Genomic DNA, 15725 nt, shown 5'->3' with positions numbered 1-15725 from the left:
CCGGTATATAAAGTTCAATATCCGGTACACTCAGCACAAAACGCCAAGCACCTAGTACAAACGCACAACAGGCAGTATTAAATTATCGTGGCTTCCAGTGCCTGGTGCAGATCGGCCAGTAGTTCCTCCACTGGTTCAATGCCCACGCTCAGGCGCACAAGTCCGGCCGTGATACCCAACTCCTGCCGTTGCTCCTCCGCCAAGGCCCTATGCGAGGTGCCTGCCGGGTAAGACAGCGACGAATCAACGCCTGCCAGTGACGGGGCAAATGGGAACCGCTGGCTGGCCTGTATGAAGCGGTTTACGGCGTCGGTGGTGTCGTCTAGCAGCCGGAACGAAACCATGCCTCCAAACCGGCCGGCACCTTGCTCCCGCGCCAAATTCTGCTGCGGATGCTGCGGCAAACCCGGATAAAACACTTCCTGCACCGCCGGATGCTGCGCCAGCAGTTCGGCCACGGCCTGTGCGTTGCGACAATGCGCTTCCATGCGCAACCGCAGCGTCTTGATACCGCGCACTGCCAACCAGCTTTCCATCGGGCTCAGCGTGAGCCCAAACAGCGTCCCGATTTGCTTGAGGCGGGCAGCATCTTCGTATGTGCGCGCCACTACCACGCCAGCCGTCACGTCGGAATGGCCCGCCAGGTACTTGGTTACGCTATGCATCACCAGGTCGGCGCCGTATCCGAAGGGCTGCGTGAGCACCGACGACGCAAACGTGTTGTCCACCACCAGCTTCAGACCCAACGCGTGAGCGGCCTCAGCAGCGGCACGCAAATCTACCACGCGCAGCAGCGGGTTGCTGATGGTTTCGCAAAGCAACAGCCGGGTGCGGGGTTGCGTGTGGGCGGCCAGGTTAGTAGCCAGGTCGCCGAACGGCACATAGCTGACGGTAATGCCCAGCCGGTCCAGCTCCTGGTTGAGCAGCGCTGCCGAGCCACCGTAGATGTCGGCCGCACACAGCACATGGTCGCCGGCTGTGCAGTAGGTCATCAGGGCCGCAAAGATGGCCGCCATGCCCGAACCAGTGGCCACTGCGCCGGCCCCACCTTCCAGGTGTGTCACCATTTCAGCCAGCTCGTCGGTGTTGGGGTTGCCGTTGCGCGAGTACAGGTAGCGGCTGCCAGGCTCCCCGAAATACAGCTCCAGCTCGTTGAGGTCTTCAAACTTGAAGACGGAGGTCTGGTAAATCGGGGTGATTTTGGGGTGAATGTGCATGGGTGGGAAAGTGGGCGAAAAATCGGGCGCGGGGCAAAACAACGGCAAAGTACGGCGCTGGTTGCAGCCGGGCACTATTTCATCAGCCGCACTTCTTTGCCTAGCTGAGCGGCGGCTGGCCGCCCCGCCGGCAGCTTCTGCAGCGCCGCCAGATACTGCTGGGCTTCGGTTTTGTGGTTCAGGTTGATGGCCAGGCGGGTGAGGTTAGCCAGCGTCTGCCAGTCGTTGGGCTTGCTGGCATTGGCCCGCTGGTAGAGTGCGTAGGCTTGGCCCTCCTGCCCATGCAAGCTGTGGTACATGGCTAAGTTGAAAGGCCCAAGGGAGCTTTCCGGGTAGTACTCGCTGACGAGCTCCGCCAGCTGCCGCGCTACTTCGGCGTCTTCGGGCGTATCGGCCTGCCAGTAAGGCAGCATATACTCTTCCAGATTTTCAGGCAAAAAAACAGCCTCCGGCCCCGGCAGGGGCTTGCCTTCCTGCCAGCGCCACGGCTTGCCGCTGGCTTTGCGCGCGGCCAGCGCTTCCGTCAGCACCTGCACTTCCGGCACCGGCTCATGCGTCATTTCATACGTTTTAGCCAGCCCGAACCGCATATCCAGCCGGTCCGGGGCCACTTGTATGCCTTCGCGCAGCGTGTTGCGGGCGGCTTCCAGCAGGCGCGGCTCGTAGCCTTCATTGAGGGAGCCGGCGGCGCTACCATCCTGCTTTTGCACCGCTACACCCCGGCCAGCGGCTGGGGCCGTGCTCACCACTACGCGGTAGGACTTGCGCAGCAGGTAATTGAACTGCGCCACGTATCGGTCGGGGTTGTTGGGCTCTTTCAGCTGCCAGGCGGCCAGCACCCGCCGCTGCTTGGCGGTATCCCGGGCCTGCACTGCTCGGCGGTAATCGATAGGAAAGGTTTGGGCAAAGCCCGTGGCCGCCGTCAGCAGCAGCAGACCCATCAGAGGCATAATAACACGCATAGCAGCTGGCAAAGCAGAAAAATGAGTGGCGCAAGCTACGAGCCATATCAAATTTCTCAGTCAGTCAATCCGATTAAGTAGTAAGAAATAAGTAGGGAGCAGTGAGGCAAACGTCAAAAAAACAGGTTGCTCAGGCAGTTAAAGAAAATCCAACTACTCTGCTTATGTCCGACCATTCATTTCCTGCCTCAACCACCAACTCGCCCAGACACAAAAAGCCCCACACCTAATAACAGGTGCGGGGCTTTGCTGAAACTGGTTTTGGCAGCTTTACGCCGAAGCGCCTTCTGCCAGCACGATTACGTTGTTGCGCAGCACCTCCACCACTCCACCGTCGATGCGGAAAGTGGTAGCGCCGCCGTTCAGTACCACGTTGCCGGCCTTCAAAGCCGAAATCAGCGGGGCGTGGTTGTTGAGAACCTCGAACAGGCCATCGGTGCCCGGAAACTGCGCCGACGTAACCTCGCCTTCAAAAACCTTACGGTCGGGGGTGATGATTTCTAAATGCATGTGCTTGATGTGCTAATTGATTGCTGTGCTGATGTGCTGATGCGCGACCAGAGCCAGCACATCAGCACATCCTAAAATCAGCACATTATTTAGCTTCTGCCATCAGCTTCTCACCCTTGGCTACGGCATCTTCAATGTTGCCTACCAAGTTGAAAGCAGCTTCCGGCAGGTGGTCGTGCTTGCCGTCGATGATTTCGTTGAAGCCGCGGATGGTGTCCTTGATGTCAACGAGTACGCCTTTGAGGCCCGTGAACTGCTCGGCCACGAAGAAGGGCTGCGACAGGAAGCGCTGCACGCGGCGGGCGCGGTTTACTACCTGCTTGTCTTCTTCGGAGAGTTCGTCCATACCCAGGATGGCGATGATGTCCTGCAGTTCTTTGTAGCGCTGCAGAATCTCTTTCACACGCTGGGCGGTGTTGTAATGCTCATCGCCGAGTACGGCGGCCGATAGAATGCGCGAGGTGGAGTCCAGCGGGTCAACGGCTGGGTAGATGCCCAGCTCGGCGATTTTGCGGCTCAGTACCGTGGTGGCATCCAAGTGAGCAAAGGTGTTGGCCGGAGCCGGGTCAGTCAAGTCATCGGCAGGCACATATACGGCCTGTACCGACGTGATGGAACCGCGCTTGGTGGAGGTAATCCGCTCCTGCATGGCGCCCATTTCAGTGGCCAGCGTGGGCTGGTACCCTACGGCCGAAGGCATCCGGCCCAGCAGAGCCGATACTTCGGAGCCTGCCTGCGTGAAGCGGAAGATGTTATCGATGAAGAACAGGATGTCGCGGCCGGCACCGGTGCCGTCGCCGTCGCGGAAGCTTTCGGCAATCGTCAGACCCGACAAGGCTACACGGGCACGGGCTCCGGGAGGCTCGTTCATCTGGCCGAACACCAGCGTCGCCTGCGACTTCTCCATCTCGGCCATGTCTACCTTGCTCAAATCCCAGCCACCTTCTTCCATCGAGTGCTTGAACTCCTCGCCGTAGCGAATGATGTTGGCTTCGATGAATTCGCGCAACAGGTCATTGCCTTCGCGGGTACGCTCACCCACACCGGCAAACACCGACAGACCCGAGTAGGCCTTGGCCACGTTGTTGATCAGTTCCTGAATCAGTACGGTTTTGCCTACGCCGGCACCACCAAACAAACCGATTTTGCCACCCTTTACATAAGGAGCCAGCAAGTCGATTACTTTGATGCCAGTGAAGAACACTTCCGAAGAAGTAGCGAGGTCTTCGAAGCGAGGGGCCTGACGGTGAATTGGCAGGCGCGTGGTGCTCGTGGGCTGCGGAATGCCGTCGATGGCATACCCGATTACGTTGAACAGACGACCCTTGATGCTGTCGCCGGTAGGCATGGAAATAGGCGCGCCCAGGTCACGCACTACGGCGCCGCGGGTCAGGCCTTCCGTCGAGTCCATGGCGATGGTGCGCACACGGTCTTCACCCAAGTGCTGCTGGCACTCCAGGATTACGACTTGGCCGTTGTCTTTGATGACTTCGAGGGCGTCGAGGATGTTGGGGAGCTTAGAGCCTTCACCCGCGAAGCTCACGTCCACAACGGGACCGATAACCTGGGTGATTTTGCCGTTATTCGCCATTACGTTTTATGTATGGAGTGGGATGCAACTTTTCAGGCCGCAAAACTACGGCTTAATCCCCGCTTTGCCAAAGACAGACTTTCAGGAAAGTTTTGATTGCTATTTTGCGCGTCTCGCAGCCTGAAAATCAGGCACTCAGATCGAGTAAAAGGCCCTTTTCAGGCTGACAGGGCCAAATTTTCTGAAAAAAAATTCGACGAAAGTTTGTCTTGAAAAAAAGCCGTACTACATTTGCAGACCCAAACGGCACACCGGCAACGGAAACCGAGGGAAATTGTCCGATGGTGTAACTGGCAACACGCTTGATTTTGATTCAAGAAAGTCCAGGTTCGAGCCCTGGTCGGACAACCGACTACTACAACGCGAAAGGCGCTGATTCTTCCTCAATCGGAAGAGTCGGCGCCTTTCGCTTTTTCAGTTTCTGTCATTCCGAGTGCAACGAGGAATCTGAGTCAGCATTGTTGAACAACTTTCCCTCAGATTCCTCGCTCCGCTCGGAATGACAGGCGTTTTCTAACCTTCCCCTCTTTTCCAGTACTCCATGCCACAGCAGGTAAAAATATTCGCGGGCAACGCCTCCCACGAACTGGGTTTGAAAATCGCCGAAGCCTTCGGCCAGCCCCTCGGCGACCTAAGCATCCAGCGTTTCGCCGACACAGAGCTGGGCCCCAGCTTCAATGAGAGTATCCGGGGTTGCGCTGTATTCCTGATCCAGAGCACCAACCCGCCGGCCGAAAACCTGATGGAGCTTATGCTGATGGTGGACGCCGCCAAGCGTGCCTCCGCTGCTTCGGTTACGGTCGTGATGCCCTACTACGGCTACGCCCGCCAGGACCGTAAAGACAAGCCGCGCGTGAGCATCGGCGCCAAAGTAGTGGCCGACTTCGTGCAGAGCGTGGGCACCGACCGCCTGATGACCTGCGACCTGCACGCCGGCCAGATTCAGGGCTTCTTCGATATTCCCGTTGATCATCTGGATGGGGCTACCGTCACGGCACCGTATATCAAGTCGCTCAACCTCGAGAACCTCATCTTCGCCTCGCCCGACGTGGGCGGCGTGGTGCGCACCCGCGGCTTCGCCAAGAAGTTTGGGGCCGAAATCGTAGTCTGCGACAAAATGCGTTTGCGGGCTAACGAAATTGCCTCGATGCAGGTGATTGGCGACGTAACCGGCATGAACGTAGTGCTCGTCGATGACATCGTGGATACAGCTGGCACCATCTGCAAAGCCGCCGAGCTGCTGATGGAGCGCGGCGCCAAATCGGTGCGGGCCGTGATTACACACGGCGTACTGTCGGGCCCAGCGCACGAGCGGATTCTGAACTCGGCGCTGGAAGAGCTGGTCATCACCGACACGATTCCACTGAAGCAGCAGAATCCCAAAATCAAAGTTATTTCGCTGGCGCAGCTGTTTGCGCAGGCCATTCACAATGTAGTGTCGCACGAGTCGATTAGCTCGTTGTTCGTGTAAGCAGTAGCCAATTAGAACGTCATTCCCCGCTCCGCTCTGAATGACGTTCTTTTTATATCATTTGCCCTATTTTCCCAAACTATCCGCTTATCTTTGCGGCCCGTTTGCCTGCTTTGGGTAGACGTTTTTTTCCTCAAAAGCACACTTTTATGAAAAGCCTCGAGATTGTAGGGTTTAAAAGAGCGAATCTCGGTAAGAAGGACGCCAAGGCTATCCGCCTGGAGTCTTATGTACCATGCGTACTGTACGGTGGTGCAGAGCAGGTGCACTTCTCCGCTCCCGCTATCCTTTTCCGCGAATTGCTGTACACGCCCGAAGTTCACATCGTGGACCTGAACGTGGAAGGCACGCACTACAGCGCCATCGTGCAGGATGCGCAGTTCCACCCCGTGAACGAAATGCTGCTGCACGTTGACTTCCTGGAGCTGAAGGAAGGCAAAGAAGTGAAGATGGAAGTTCCTGTGAAGTACGTAGGCGTTTCGCCAGGTGTGCTGGCTGGTGGTAAACTGGTGAGCAAGCTGCGCAAGATCAAAGTGCGTGCAACTCCCGAAAACCTGCCTGAATACGTAGAAGTGGACATTTCAGAGCTGGGCCTCGGCAAGTCAATCAAGGTGAGCAAAGTTGTGCCAAACAACTACACCATCCTGACCAACGAGCAGGCCCCGATTGCGACCGTAGCCATCCCACGTGCCCTGAAAGGCCAGATGTCGGCCGACAAATAAGGACCACTGATTACACGGATTTTCCGCAGATTTCACGGATTTTGTGGACGATTCGTACTTGGTTAATGAAAGCCGCCCTGTTGCAGGGCGGCTTTTATGTTTTATGAAAATGAATGTTGGTTGATACCGGACGGTGCATCTTTGCACCGTCGATGAGTGTGGGCGACAATCCACGCTGTAGTCGTCTACAGAATCTGTGAAATCTGTTTAAAAATCCGCAAAATCAGTGAGCAAGTTTCTTGTGCTGTGCCTGGGCAACATCGGGCCGGAATATGCCGATACGCGGCACAACGTGGGCTTTATGGTGGGCGACTATTTGGCCCGCAAGCACGACGCCGGGCCCTGGCAGCTGGGCCGCCACGCCTTCACCACTGAAATCAAGCACAAAGGCCACACTTACGTGCTGGTGAAACCCACCACCTACATGAACCTGAGCGGCAAAGCGGCGGCCCACTGGCTGAGCACGCTCAAGCTGACGAAAGAGCAGATGCTGGTCGTAACCGACGACCTGGCCCTGCCCTTCGGCAAGCTGCGCCTGAAAGCCAAGGGCTCAGCCGGCGGCCAGAACGGCCTTAAGCACATCCAGGAAACCCTGGGCTCCGACGAATACGCCCGCCTGCGCTTCGGCATCGACTCCAGCTTCTCAAAAGGCCGCCAAGTGGATTACGTGCTCAGCCCCTTTTCCGCTGATGAAAACATCGATCTAGAAGGCCGCCTGGAAAAAGCCGCCGAAGCCGTGCTGGCCTTTGGGGCTATGGGCGTGGAACGGGCTATGAACGTGGTGAATGTGAAGTAACTTGGCATTCAAACAAAAAGCCTTTGCTGATAACTCAGCAAAGGCTTTTTGTTTGTCACAAGATGATGCTTCCAACAACCAGCAGAAATCCGATTAGCAAAAATACAGGCAAGCTGTTGTATTCAAAATCATCTTCCAGCAGCTTACTGTAGGGTATTTTGCCTCTGTGCCAAAGCCACCGAATACCGGCGCCCGGGTAGGAAAGCAACAAGTCTAATAGCAATTCCATAACAAATTCTGTCTGGCACAAGCTACAGCTTACGCCACGCCGGAACCAGGACGCACGGGGCTGCTGGGCTGCATGAGGCTGAGTACGCCGTCGGCGTTTTCGGCCATCAGGAGCATGCCCTGGCTTTGGATGCCTTTGATTTCGCGGGGGGCGAGGTTGAGCAGCACTTGCACTTGCTGGCCGATGAGAGCCTCAGGCAGGAAGTGCTCGGCAATGCCCGAGACGATGGTGCGGGGCTCCTCGAAACCGAGGTCTACGCTGAGCTTGAGCAGCTTTTTGGTTTTGGCGACCTTCTCGGCGGCCACGATGGTGCCGATGCGCAGATCCATCTGCTGGAACTGCTCGAAGCTCACATCCTCTTTGGCGGGAGCGGCTACGGCGGCGGCCAGCTCGTTGGCTTTCTTGGTGTCGAGCAGCTTCTGCACTTGGGCTTCCACGGTGGCGTCCTCTATTTTGGTGAACAGCAGGGCGGCTTCGGCCAACTGGTGGCCAGCGGGCAGCGCGTCGGGGCGGCCGGCCTGGGGCCAGGTGCCTTTCTCGGTGTTGAGCATGCCACCCAGGCGGGCGGCGGCTTCGGGCAGGAAGGGCTCCAGCAGCGTGACCAGCGCGGCAGCCAGCTGCAACGATACGTGTAGCACGGTGCCAGTGCGGGCCTCGTCGGTTTTGATGAGCTTCCAGGGCTCCTGATCGGCCAGGTACTTGTTGCCGAGGCGCGAGAGGTTCATCAGCTCGTTCAGGGCGTCGCGGAAGCGGTAATTGTCAATCAGCTCCCCGATGCGGGCCGGGAACTCCTGCAGCTGGCGCAGCACGTCCTCGTCCTCAGTGGTGAAGCCCACGGCGGCGGGTACTTTGCCCGCGAAGAACTTATGGGTGAGCACCACGGCCCGGTTCACGAAGTTGCCGAGGTTGGCTACCAGCTCGTTGTTGTTGCGGGCCTGAAAGTCTTTCCAGGTGAAGTCGTTGTCCTTGGTTTCGGGGGCGTTGGCGCAGAGCACGTAGCGCAGCACGTCGGCCTGGCCGGGGAAATCCTGCAGGTACTCGTGCAGCCACACGGCCCAGTTGCGGCTGGTGCTGATTTTGTCGCCTTCCAGATTCAGGAACTCGTTGGCGGGCACGTTATCGGGCAGGATGTAGTTGCCGTGGACCTTGAGCATCGTGGGGAAGATGATGCAGTGGAACACGATGTTGTCCTTGCCGATGAAGTGTACCAGCTTAGTTTCGGGGTCTTTCCAGTAGGTTTCCCAGGTGTCGGGCAGCAGGTCTTTAGTGGCCGAAATGTAGCCGATGGGCGCATCAAACCACACGTACAGCACCTTACCCTCGGCCCCGGCTACCGGCACGGGCACGCCCCAGTCCAGGTCGCGAGTCACGGCGCGGGGGTGCAGGCCCTGGTCAATCCAGGATTTGCACTGGCCGTACACGTTGGCTTTCCAGTCCTGCTTGTGACCTTCCACAATCCATTCGCGCAGCCAGGGCTCGTATTGGTCGAGCGGCAAATACCAGTGCTTGGTTTCGCGCAGCACGGGCTGGTTGCCCGAGAGCATGGAGCGGGGGTTAATCAGTTCGGTGGGGCTGAGGGAGGTGCCGCACTTCTCGCACTGGTCGCCGTAGGCGTTTTCGTTGCCGCAGTTGGGGCAGGTTCCCACGATGTAGCGGTCGGCCAGAAACTGGTCGGCCTTCTCATCGTAGTACTGCTCAGAAGTCTGCTCGATGAATTTGCCTTCCTCGTAGAGCTTCTTGAAAAAGCCGCTGGCTACCTCGGCGTGCGTTTTAGAGGATGTGCGCGAATAGATATCGAACGACACGCCGAAATCCTGGAACGAGTCGCGGATGATGGCGTGGTACTTATCAACCACCTGCTGGGGGGTGACGCCCTCCTTCTGGGCCCGAATAGTTATGGGCACGCCGTGCTCATCGGAGCCGCAGATGAATTTCACGTCGCGCTGTTGGGCGCGCAGGTAGCGCACGTAGATGTCGGCAGGTAGGTACACGCCGGCCAGGTGGCCGATGTGCACGGGGCCGTTGGCGTAGGGCAGCGCGGCCGTGACGGTGTAGCGCTTGGGAAGAGAAGAGGCCATATCGAGGGCAGAAAGCAGCTAAATCAAAAGAAAACCGAGACCGGAAAGCCAACGGGAGTGCAAAGGAACAAGTAAAAAGAAGAACGCCCCAGCTGCCGGATGCGCAGAGCACAGCAGATATCATGGCTGAAGAAGGTTTCAAGGCTTACAGTTGCATCTACCCTTAGCATCCGAGCCTATAAATCCTCCTATATTTATGCCACTTACTGCTGAGTATTGCGTATCAGAAGTCAGCACTCCCTACCCTAATGTCCCAAGCCATGAAAAATTCTGATCAGGAGAAAACTCCTAAGAAGGTGAAGAAAGCCGCCAAAGAAAAAGACTCGGCTGAAAAGGCGCAGCGTAAAGCAGCTAAGGTAGCCAAAGATGCTTCCAGCAACCTTGCTGATACCCGTGCCAACAAGAAGTCAACGCAGAAAAAAGCGTTGAAATCAGCAGCCAAGCAGCTACAGAAGGAACTGGATGGCCGCATCAGTGAGGTAGTAAAGCGTATCCGCAAGGAAACCAAGGCCAAGCTGCAGGAAGTGGTGAAAGATGCTACGCAACGCCTCGATGCGGATATGGAACACCTTTTCGAGCAGGCACTGCACACCATAGTGCGTCACCACGAAAATGGCACCGCCGCCGCCTCTGACAGTATCTCCACTGAGTCGGACCCAACGCCAGCAGTTGCAGCCAAGCCAGCCAACCGCCCAACCGCGCGTACGGCAGCTAAACCAGCCACTCGCCCACAGGCGGCCACCAAAGCTTCTACTGTAAAGCCGGTTGCTTCGTCTGCCGCTAAACCAGCCCCTGTGGCGGCGCGCCCGGCAGCATCCCGCTCCCGTTCCAAGGCAGCACCCAAGCCTACTCCGGCAGCTCCAACGGATGCTACAGCCGATTCCGCTAGCACTGAATCCTAACACCCATTAGCTCTCAAAGCAGAAAGATGCCCCAGTGCTTCTACATGAAGCGCTGGGGCATCTTTCTGCTTTGGAAGCCGGCAAGCTAGGGCCGGCGCACTGTATCTACTGGCGCACCATTGAGGCGGCGGAGGCGGGTTTCCTGAGAAGTAGTGTTGGCCTCGTTGGTGTTGAGACTTTCCGGGCGCTTGCGAGAATTAATACCACTGGCCTGCTCCCCTAGCTGCACACGGCCCGGAGTAGCGTCCGGGACGGAACCGCCATAGCCGCCGCCGCTATTGTATGCCGCCTGACGGTCAGCATCTGTCCTGATTTCAGCTGGAACAGCCGTGGGCCGTGCCACCTCATTGGACGTCTCCTGCGACGTAAAGCAGGAGCTTAGCAAACCAGCTGCGCCGATTAGCAGCATACCAGACACCGAATAAATACGAGTCGTTTTCATTGGAAGAAGAAAAGCCACCAACGCCGAGGCTGGCGCTGCTTTTCTTACAACGACCTATCCTGCCGTTGGGTTGGCTGATGTAGGGCCTATCCTACGAGCTGTGGCTCCAGCGCCTTCTGTATTCCGTCCCAGAGGCCTACGCGGGCCTGCATGCAGCGCTTAGCGGTTTCCTCGGCCTGCTGCCAGCGACGGGCGTCAACGCCACATAGGTCGCGTACCATTTGCTGGGCCAAAGGCGTATGCACTTCCTCGTCGAGTTGAATGTGTCGGTCAAGATAATAGGTGAACGTGTCGAGCTGGCCGGGGAAACGCTGGCGCAGGTCGTGCACCAAATGGCGGAACATATCGGGAATGACGTCTTCGCGGCCAAATGTGAAGGCGGCAGCCACGGCGTGCGGCTGGCCCGAGTCAATGATACGGAAGGTATCCAGCACGAACTCGCGCACCGAGGCCGGCGCGTTGGCGGCTTGCAGGGCCTCAGCTACGGTGGCGCCTTGGGCCAATGCGGCCAGCAGACGCTCAATCGGGGCGGTGTCGGCGCCGCACTCCCGCATGGAGCGCAGATACAGCTCAAAGTGGCTGGCAGGCCGGCCTTCGGGGTCAACGTCGGTTTCCTCTTCCAGCACAATATCATTGATGAGGCGGCGTGTGGCCGGGTTGCCACGGGGCACCCACGGCACCTCCACACAGGTCAGCTCACGTTGCAGTGCCTTCAGCAGCGACATAAAATCCCAGACAGCAAACACGTGGTGCTGCATGAACACGCGCAGATCTTCGAGAGAATGCAGTGACTGATACACGCTGTGGGCAACCAATTGCTGCCGGGACGGAGCTAAAGCTTCTTGCAAGCCAGCAATGGCATCAGAATGAAGTGGAGTGGACATGAGAATCGCAGGTTATGAGGATTGACTGGATTGCACGGATGCTGGGGGCAAAAAACAAGCAGACCAGCTATGGCTTCCGGAGTACAACAAACGAAGTGGCCTACCGGCTTGGCTTGCCAGCGGGCCGAAACGCAAAAATAGTTGTCAGGTGCTGGATGCTGGTTATCAGTTATCAGAGACTACACTCCTCAACTGACAACTTCTTCTATTTCGCCTTTTCAAACACCATACCGTAGGAATCCATGCAGTAGCGAAGGCCGGTGGGCTTTGGGCCGTCGTTGAAAACGTGGCCGAGGTGGCCGCCACACTTGGCGCAAACCAATTCGTCGCGGCTCATGCCCATGGTGTTGTCGGCTGTTACCTTCAGGCTGCTTGCAGTGGCAGGGGCCCAGAAGCTGGGCCAGCCCGTACCGCTCTCAAACTTGGTTTCCGACGAAAACAGCAGATTGTGGTCGGCGGCGCAATAGTAGTAGCCCTTTTCGTGGTTGTCGTGGTACGGGTTATTGAAGGGCCGCTCAGTACCCTGCTCGCGCAAGATGTAGTACTGTTCTCTAGTGAGCTGCTTGCGCCACTCCGCATCAGTTTTACGCACCGGAAATTCGTCGGGCTTGCCTGTCACCACCTGGGGCTTAGGATACACTTTAGCTGCCGCCGAAGGGGCCGTGGTGGAGCGAGGGGAATCGGCGGCATCCATTTTGGCGTCGCGGGTGGTCTTTTTCTGGGAGCAGGCCGTGTTCAATGTCAGCACGGAAAGCAATACAATCAGGCAGGGGAAGCGCATAAAAAAGCCGGAAAACAGGAGTAAAAAACCAAGTTGGCTGCACGCAGCCGTCTGTAAGCTCAACATACGCAACCAGGCCACGGTTCGGTCTTAACCTGATATACTCTTCCGCAAAGGCGGCCATAGAGTCTCAATAGCACAGGCAATTAACTTTTTTAGTGTTGTCCGTTTCTTCGCCACTCATTAACAATTGATTACTGAAATTTATTTGCAACAAACATTCCGTACCTTTGCGCCCGGAAACCCCTTTGTATGCAGAACATCCGGAACATCGCCATTATTGCCCACGTTGACCACGGCAAGACCACGCTCGTGGACAAGATCATTCATGCCTCGAAGTTGTTCGATGAGCACCAGCAGTTCGACGACCTGATCCTCGATAACAACGACCTGGAGCGTGAGCGAGGCATTACTATCGTCTCTAAAAACGTATCGGTCCGATACAAAGACGTTAAAATCAACATCATTGACACCCCTGGTCACGCCGACTTCGGCGGCGAGGTAGAGCGGGTGCTGAAAATGGCCGACGGCGTGTTGCTGCTCGTTGATGCCTTCGAAGGCGCCATGCCCCAGACTCGTTTTGTACTGGGCAAAGCCATTGACTTGGGCTTGAAGCCAATTGTGGTGGTGAACAAGGTAGACAAGGAAAACTGCCGTCCCGATGAGGTGCACGAGCAGGTGTTTGATCTTATGTTCAACCTCGGCGCCAATGAAGACCAGCTGGACTTCGTGACCCTGTACGGCTCGTCGAAGCAGGGCTGGATGAGCACCGACTGGAAAGAAAAGACTGACAACATCATTCCGCTGCTCGACGCGGTAGTAGCTTCCATTCCGCCCGCTCCTACCCTGGACGGCACGCCTCAGATGCAGGTTACCTCGCTCGACTACTCGTCGTTTGTGGGCCGTATCGCCATTGGCCGGGTACACCGCGGCACGTTGCGCGAAGGCGCCAACATGAGCTTGGTGAAGCGTGATGGCACCATCAAGAAAGTAAAAATCAAAGAGCTGCAGATTTTCGAAGGCTTGGGTCGCACCAAAGTTTCGGAAGTTAGCTCAGGCGAAATCTGCGCTGTAACCGGCATCGAAGGCTTCGACATTGGCGACACCATCGCCGACGCCGAGAATCCGGAGGGCCTGAAGACCATCAGCATCGACGAGCCGACGATGAACATGTTGTTCACCATCAACAACTCGCCTTTTTTTGGTAAGGAAGGTAAGTTCGTGACTTCGCGTCACCTGCGCGACCGTCTGTTCAAGGAAACCGAGAAAAACCTGGCTTTGCGCGTAAAGGAAACCGATAAGGAAGACACGTTCCTGGTGTACGGCCGCGGTATTCTTCACTTGTCGGTACTCATCGAGACGATGCGTCGTGAAGGGTTTGAGCTGCAGGTAGGCCAGCCGCAGGTACTGTTCCGCGAGGACGACAACGGCAACCGTCTGGAGCCGATTGAGCACTTGGTAGTAGATGTACCCGAGGAAACTGCCGGCAAGGTTATCGAGCTGGTAACGATGCGCAAAGGCGAGCTGACCATTATGGAGCCGAAGGGCGACCTGCAGCACCTGGAGTTCAACATCCCGGCCCGCGGCCTGATTGGCCTGCGCAACAACGTGCTGACCGCCACCGCTGGTGAGGCCATCATGAACCACCGCTTCTCGGCCTACGAGCCCTATAAAGGTGTTATTCCGGGTCGTATTTCCGGCTCGCTGATTTCGATGGATACGGGTGCCGGCACCGCGTACACCATCGACAAGATGCAGGACCGTGGTGAGTTTTTCGTGGAGCCCGGTGAGGAAGTGTACGCCGGCCAGGTTATCGGTGAGCACACCCGCCCCAACGACCTGACCATCAACATCCAGAAAGGCAAGAAGCTTACGAACATGCGTGCGTCGGGTACCGACGACAACGTAAAGATTGTGCCCAAGCGCCAGTTCTCGCTGGAAGAAGCCATGGAGTACATCCAGAAAGATGAATACCTAGAAGTAACCCCGAAATCGGTGCGGATGCGTAAGATTCTGCTCGACGAAAACGAGCGTCTGCGTTCGGCTAAGAAAGTAGACTAAGCTTTACGTGAAGGAAAACAGAAGGGGGACGCGGCTAGGGGCTGTGTCCCCCTTTTTGTTAGCCCTGGTAAGCGTTCTGGGCAGGCCGATTGTTATAGTGTCATTCGTCTTGTACGCAACTGCTCATGCCTGATTTTCTGGTTACTTCCCCTACTGCCCGCCGCCTGCACCTGATGCGGCAGCGCTGGAGCAACCTGCTGTTTGCGCACTGGCCCGTGCCGCCCGAGCTGCTCCGCCCCTACCTGCCGGCCCGGCTGGAAGTAGACACCTTTGCGGGGCAGGCTTGGCTGGGCGTGGTGCCGTTCACGATGAGTGATATCCGGCCGCTGGGGCTGCCGGCCGTGCCGGGCCTGAGCGCCCTGCACGAGCTGAACGTGCGCACCTACGCCACGCTCGATGGCGTGCCGGGCGTGTGGTTTCTCTCGCTGGATGCCACACAGCCGCTGGGGGTGTGGGCGGCCCGCACGCTGTTTCACCTACCATACCTGCACGCGCGTATCAGCCTGACGGAAAAAGCGGGCATGCTGCGGGCGGTGGCGGAACGCACCCACCGGGGTGCCGCTCCTGCTACTTTCGCGGCTACCTGGAAGCCCGGTGCAGTACTTCCACAAGCTGAGTTGGGCACACTGGCATACTTTCTTACGGAACGCTACTGCCTGTACACTGCCGGCCCCAATCTAATGCAGGATGTACAGGGCAGCAGCTTGTGGCGCGGGCGCCTGTTTCATGAGCCCTGGACCCTACGAGCGGCGACGCTGCACGAATGGGACTCGACGCTGGTGGAAAGCCACGGCCTGCCTACACCGCTGGGGCCGCCATTGCTCTACGCCACCGATCCGCTGGATGTGCAGGTGCAGGAACTGCGCCGCGTGTAAGCGGCCAGACGCTGGCCTAGTGTCCGATAAACCACCACGTTTGTGAAACCAGAACAGCGGTGGCAAGATGAGAGCAAGCATGCCGTTACACGGCTACACACTGCGGCGCGTGCCGGCACCAGTGACGCTCAGCAGCCGAATTGCAATCCTGGTTGCTACGGCTTGCAACCCACCTTATTGAGCGGCTTTTATTTTCAATATCCT

The 15725-nt window shown here is 57.5% G+C and carries 14 protein-coding genes and 1 tRNA gene; 7 read left to right on the top strand and 8 right to left on the bottom strand.

What is annotated here, in order from left to right; all coding sequences use genetic code 11:
* Nucleotides 1–77: 77 nt before the first annotated feature.
* From H8B14_RS06250 to atpD, 4 genes are all read right to left on the bottom strand, one after another.
* The gene (locus H8B14_RS06250) at nucleotides 78–1217 is read right to left on the bottom strand and encodes a trans-sulfuration enzyme family protein (RefSeq protein ID WP_187314761.1); all 1140 of its coding nucleotides are present in this window, start codon (nucleotides 1215–1217) and stop codon (nucleotides 78–80) included.
* 74 nt (nucleotides 1218–1291) lie between these two features.
* A complete protein-coding gene (locus H8B14_RS06245) occupies nucleotides 1292–2179 on the bottom strand; it encodes a hypothetical protein (RefSeq protein ID WP_187314760.1) in 888 nt (295 codons plus the stop codon).
* 270 nt (nucleotides 2180–2449) lie between these two features.
* Complete coding sequence (gene atpC / locus H8B14_RS06240) at nucleotides 2450–2689, bottom strand: ATP synthase F1 subunit epsilon (RefSeq protein WP_044013995.1); 240 nt, start codon at nucleotides 2687–2689, stop codon at nucleotides 2450–2452.
* An 85-nt stretch (nucleotides 2690–2774) separates the two neighbouring features.
* Nucleotides 2775–4280, bottom strand: coding sequence for a F0F1 ATP synthase subunit beta (gene atpD / locus H8B14_RS06235; protein ID WP_187314759.1), 1506 nt, complete (start codon nucleotides 4278–4280; stop codon nucleotides 2775–2777).
* Between the two features lie 275 nt (nucleotides 4281–4555).
* Between atpD and H8B14_RS06230 the strand changes: the two genes are divergently transcribed.
* From H8B14_RS06230 to pth, 4 genes are all read left to right on the top strand, one after another.
* Nucleotides 4556–4628 (top strand) — tRNA-Gln (locus H8B14_RS06230).
* Nucleotides 4629–4821: 193 nt separating this feature from the next.
* On the top strand, nucleotides 4822–5751 hold the full coding sequence (locus H8B14_RS06225) for a ribose-phosphate pyrophosphokinase (protein WP_187314758.1): 930 nt from the start codon (nucleotides 4822–4824) through the stop codon (nucleotides 5749–5751).
* 149 nt (nucleotides 5752–5900) lie between these two features.
* Nucleotides 5901–6473 (top strand): 50S ribosomal protein L25/general stress protein Ctc, encoded by a 573-nt coding sequence (locus H8B14_RS06220; protein WP_187314757.1) that lies wholly within the window; start codon nucleotides 5901–5903, stop codon nucleotides 6471–6473.
* Between the two features lie 226 nt (nucleotides 6474–6699).
* Nucleotides 6700–7269 carry an aminoacyl-tRNA hydrolase gene (pth, locus tag H8B14_RS06215; RefSeq protein ID WP_187314756.1) on the top strand — a complete coding sequence of 190 codons (570 nt, stop codon included), beginning with the start codon at nucleotides 6700–6702 and terminating at the stop codon, nucleotides 7267–7269.
* Nucleotides 7270–7527: 258 nt separating this feature from the next.
* On the opposite strand, the gene metG is transcribed toward pth, so the two are convergent.
* The gene (gene metG, locus H8B14_RS06210) at nucleotides 7528–9576 is read right to left on the bottom strand and encodes a methionine--tRNA ligase (protein WP_187314755.1); all 2049 of its coding nucleotides are present in this window, start codon (nucleotides 9574–9576) and stop codon (nucleotides 7528–7530) included.
* A 260-nt stretch (nucleotides 9577–9836) separates the two neighbouring features.
* Between metG and H8B14_RS06205 the strand changes: the two genes are divergently transcribed.
* Complete coding sequence (locus H8B14_RS06205) at nucleotides 9837–10478, top strand: hypothetical protein (protein ID WP_187314754.1); 642 nt, start codon at nucleotides 9837–9839, stop codon at nucleotides 10476–10478.
* An 85-nt stretch (nucleotides 10479–10563) separates the two neighbouring features.
* Here the strand turns inward: H8B14_RS06205 and H8B14_RS06200 are convergent, their stop codons facing one another.
* From H8B14_RS06200 to msrB, 3 genes are all read right to left on the bottom strand, one after another.
* Entirely contained in the window at nucleotides 10564–10920 is a 357-nt protein-coding gene (locus H8B14_RS06200; RefSeq protein ID WP_187314753.1) for a hypothetical protein, read from the bottom strand.
* Between the two features lie 86 nt (nucleotides 10921–11006).
* Complete coding sequence (locus tag H8B14_RS06195) at nucleotides 11007–11804, bottom strand: DUF3050 domain-containing protein (RefSeq protein WP_187314752.1); 798 nt, start codon at nucleotides 11802–11804, stop codon at nucleotides 11007–11009.
* A 205-nt stretch (nucleotides 11805–12009) separates the two neighbouring features.
* Nucleotides 12010–12585 carry a peptide-methionine (R)-S-oxide reductase MsrB gene (gene msrB, locus H8B14_RS06190; protein ID WP_187314751.1) on the bottom strand — a complete coding sequence of 192 codons (576 nt, stop codon included), beginning with the start codon at nucleotides 12583–12585 and terminating at the stop codon, nucleotides 12010–12012.
* Nucleotides 12586–12837: 252 nt separating this feature from the next.
* Here msrB and typA point away from each other — a divergent pair, with 252 nt between their 5' ends.
* Together typA and H8B14_RS06180 are read left to right on the top strand one after the other, a co-directional pair.
* A complete protein-coding gene (gene typA, locus H8B14_RS06185; RefSeq protein ID WP_187314750.1) occupies nucleotides 12838–14646 on the top strand; it encodes a translational GTPase TypA in 1809 nt (602 codons plus the stop codon).
* 125 nt (nucleotides 14647–14771) lie between these two features.
* Nucleotides 14772–15521, top strand: coding sequence for a YqjF family protein (locus tag H8B14_RS06180; RefSeq protein WP_187314749.1), 750 nt, complete (start codon nucleotides 14772–14774; stop codon nucleotides 15519–15521).
* The last annotated feature ends 204 nt before the right edge of the window (nucleotides 15522–15725 follow it).

It is taken from the genome of Hymenobacter puniceus, from assembly GCF_014333525.1.
Taxonomy (GTDB): Bacteria; Bacteroidota; Bacteroidia; order Cytophagales; family Hymenobacteraceae; genus Hymenobacter.
Note: the sequence above shows the minus strand (reverse complement) of the source record. Positions and strands in the feature narration are given on the sequence as shown.

What these genes read in the sequence shown, in the direction of transcription:
- H8B14_RS06250 (WP_187314761.1), bottom strand. Translation starts at nt 1,217, where the DNA reads ATGCACATTCACCCCAAAATCACCCCGATTTACCAGACCTCCGTCTTC.
- H8B14_RS06245 (WP_187314760.1), bottom strand. Translation starts at nt 2,179, where the DNA reads ATGCGTGTTATTATGCCTCTGATGGGTCTGCTGCTGCTGACGGCGGCC.
- atpC (WP_044013995.1), bottom strand. Translation starts at nt 2,689, where the DNA reads ATGCATTTAGAAATCATCACCCCCGACCGTAAGGTTTTTGAAGGCGAG.
- atpD (WP_187314759.1), bottom strand. Translation starts at nt 4,280, where the DNA reads ATGGCGAATAACGGCAAAATCACCCAGGTTATCGGTCCCGTTGTGGAC.
- H8B14_RS06225 (WP_187314758.1), top strand. Translation starts at nt 4,822, where the DNA reads ATGCCACAGCAGGTAAAAATATTCGCGGGCAACGCCTCCCACGAACTG.
- H8B14_RS06220 (WP_187314757.1), top strand. Translation starts at nt 5,901, where the DNA reads ATGAAAAGCCTCGAGATTGTAGGGTTTAAAAGAGCGAATCTCGGTAAG.
- metG (WP_187314755.1), bottom strand. Translation starts at nt 9,576, where the DNA reads ATGGCCTCTTCTCTTCCCAAGCGCTACACCGTCACGGCCGCGCTGCCC.
- H8B14_RS06205 (WP_187314754.1), top strand. Translation starts at nt 9,837, where the DNA reads ATGAAAAATTCTGATCAGGAGAAAACTCCTAAGAAGGTGAAGAAAGCC.
- H8B14_RS06200 (WP_187314753.1), bottom strand. Translation starts at nt 10,920, where the DNA reads ATGAAAACGACTCGTATTTATTCGGTGTCTGGTATGCTGCTAATCGGC.
- H8B14_RS06195 (WP_187314752.1), bottom strand. Translation starts at nt 11,804, where the DNA reads ATGTCCACTCCACTTCATTCTGATGCCATTGCTGGCTTGCAAGAAGCT.
- msrB (WP_187314751.1), bottom strand. Translation starts at nt 12,585, where the DNA reads ATGCGCTTCCCCTGCCTGATTGTATTGCTTTCCGTGCTGACATTGAAC.
- typA (WP_187314750.1), top strand. Translation starts at nt 12,838, where the DNA reads ATGCAGAACATCCGGAACATCGCCATTATTGCCCACGTTGACCACGGC.
- H8B14_RS06180 (WP_187314749.1), top strand. Translation starts at nt 14,772, where the DNA reads ATGCCTGATTTTCTGGTTACTTCCCCTACTGCCCGCCGCCTGCACCTG.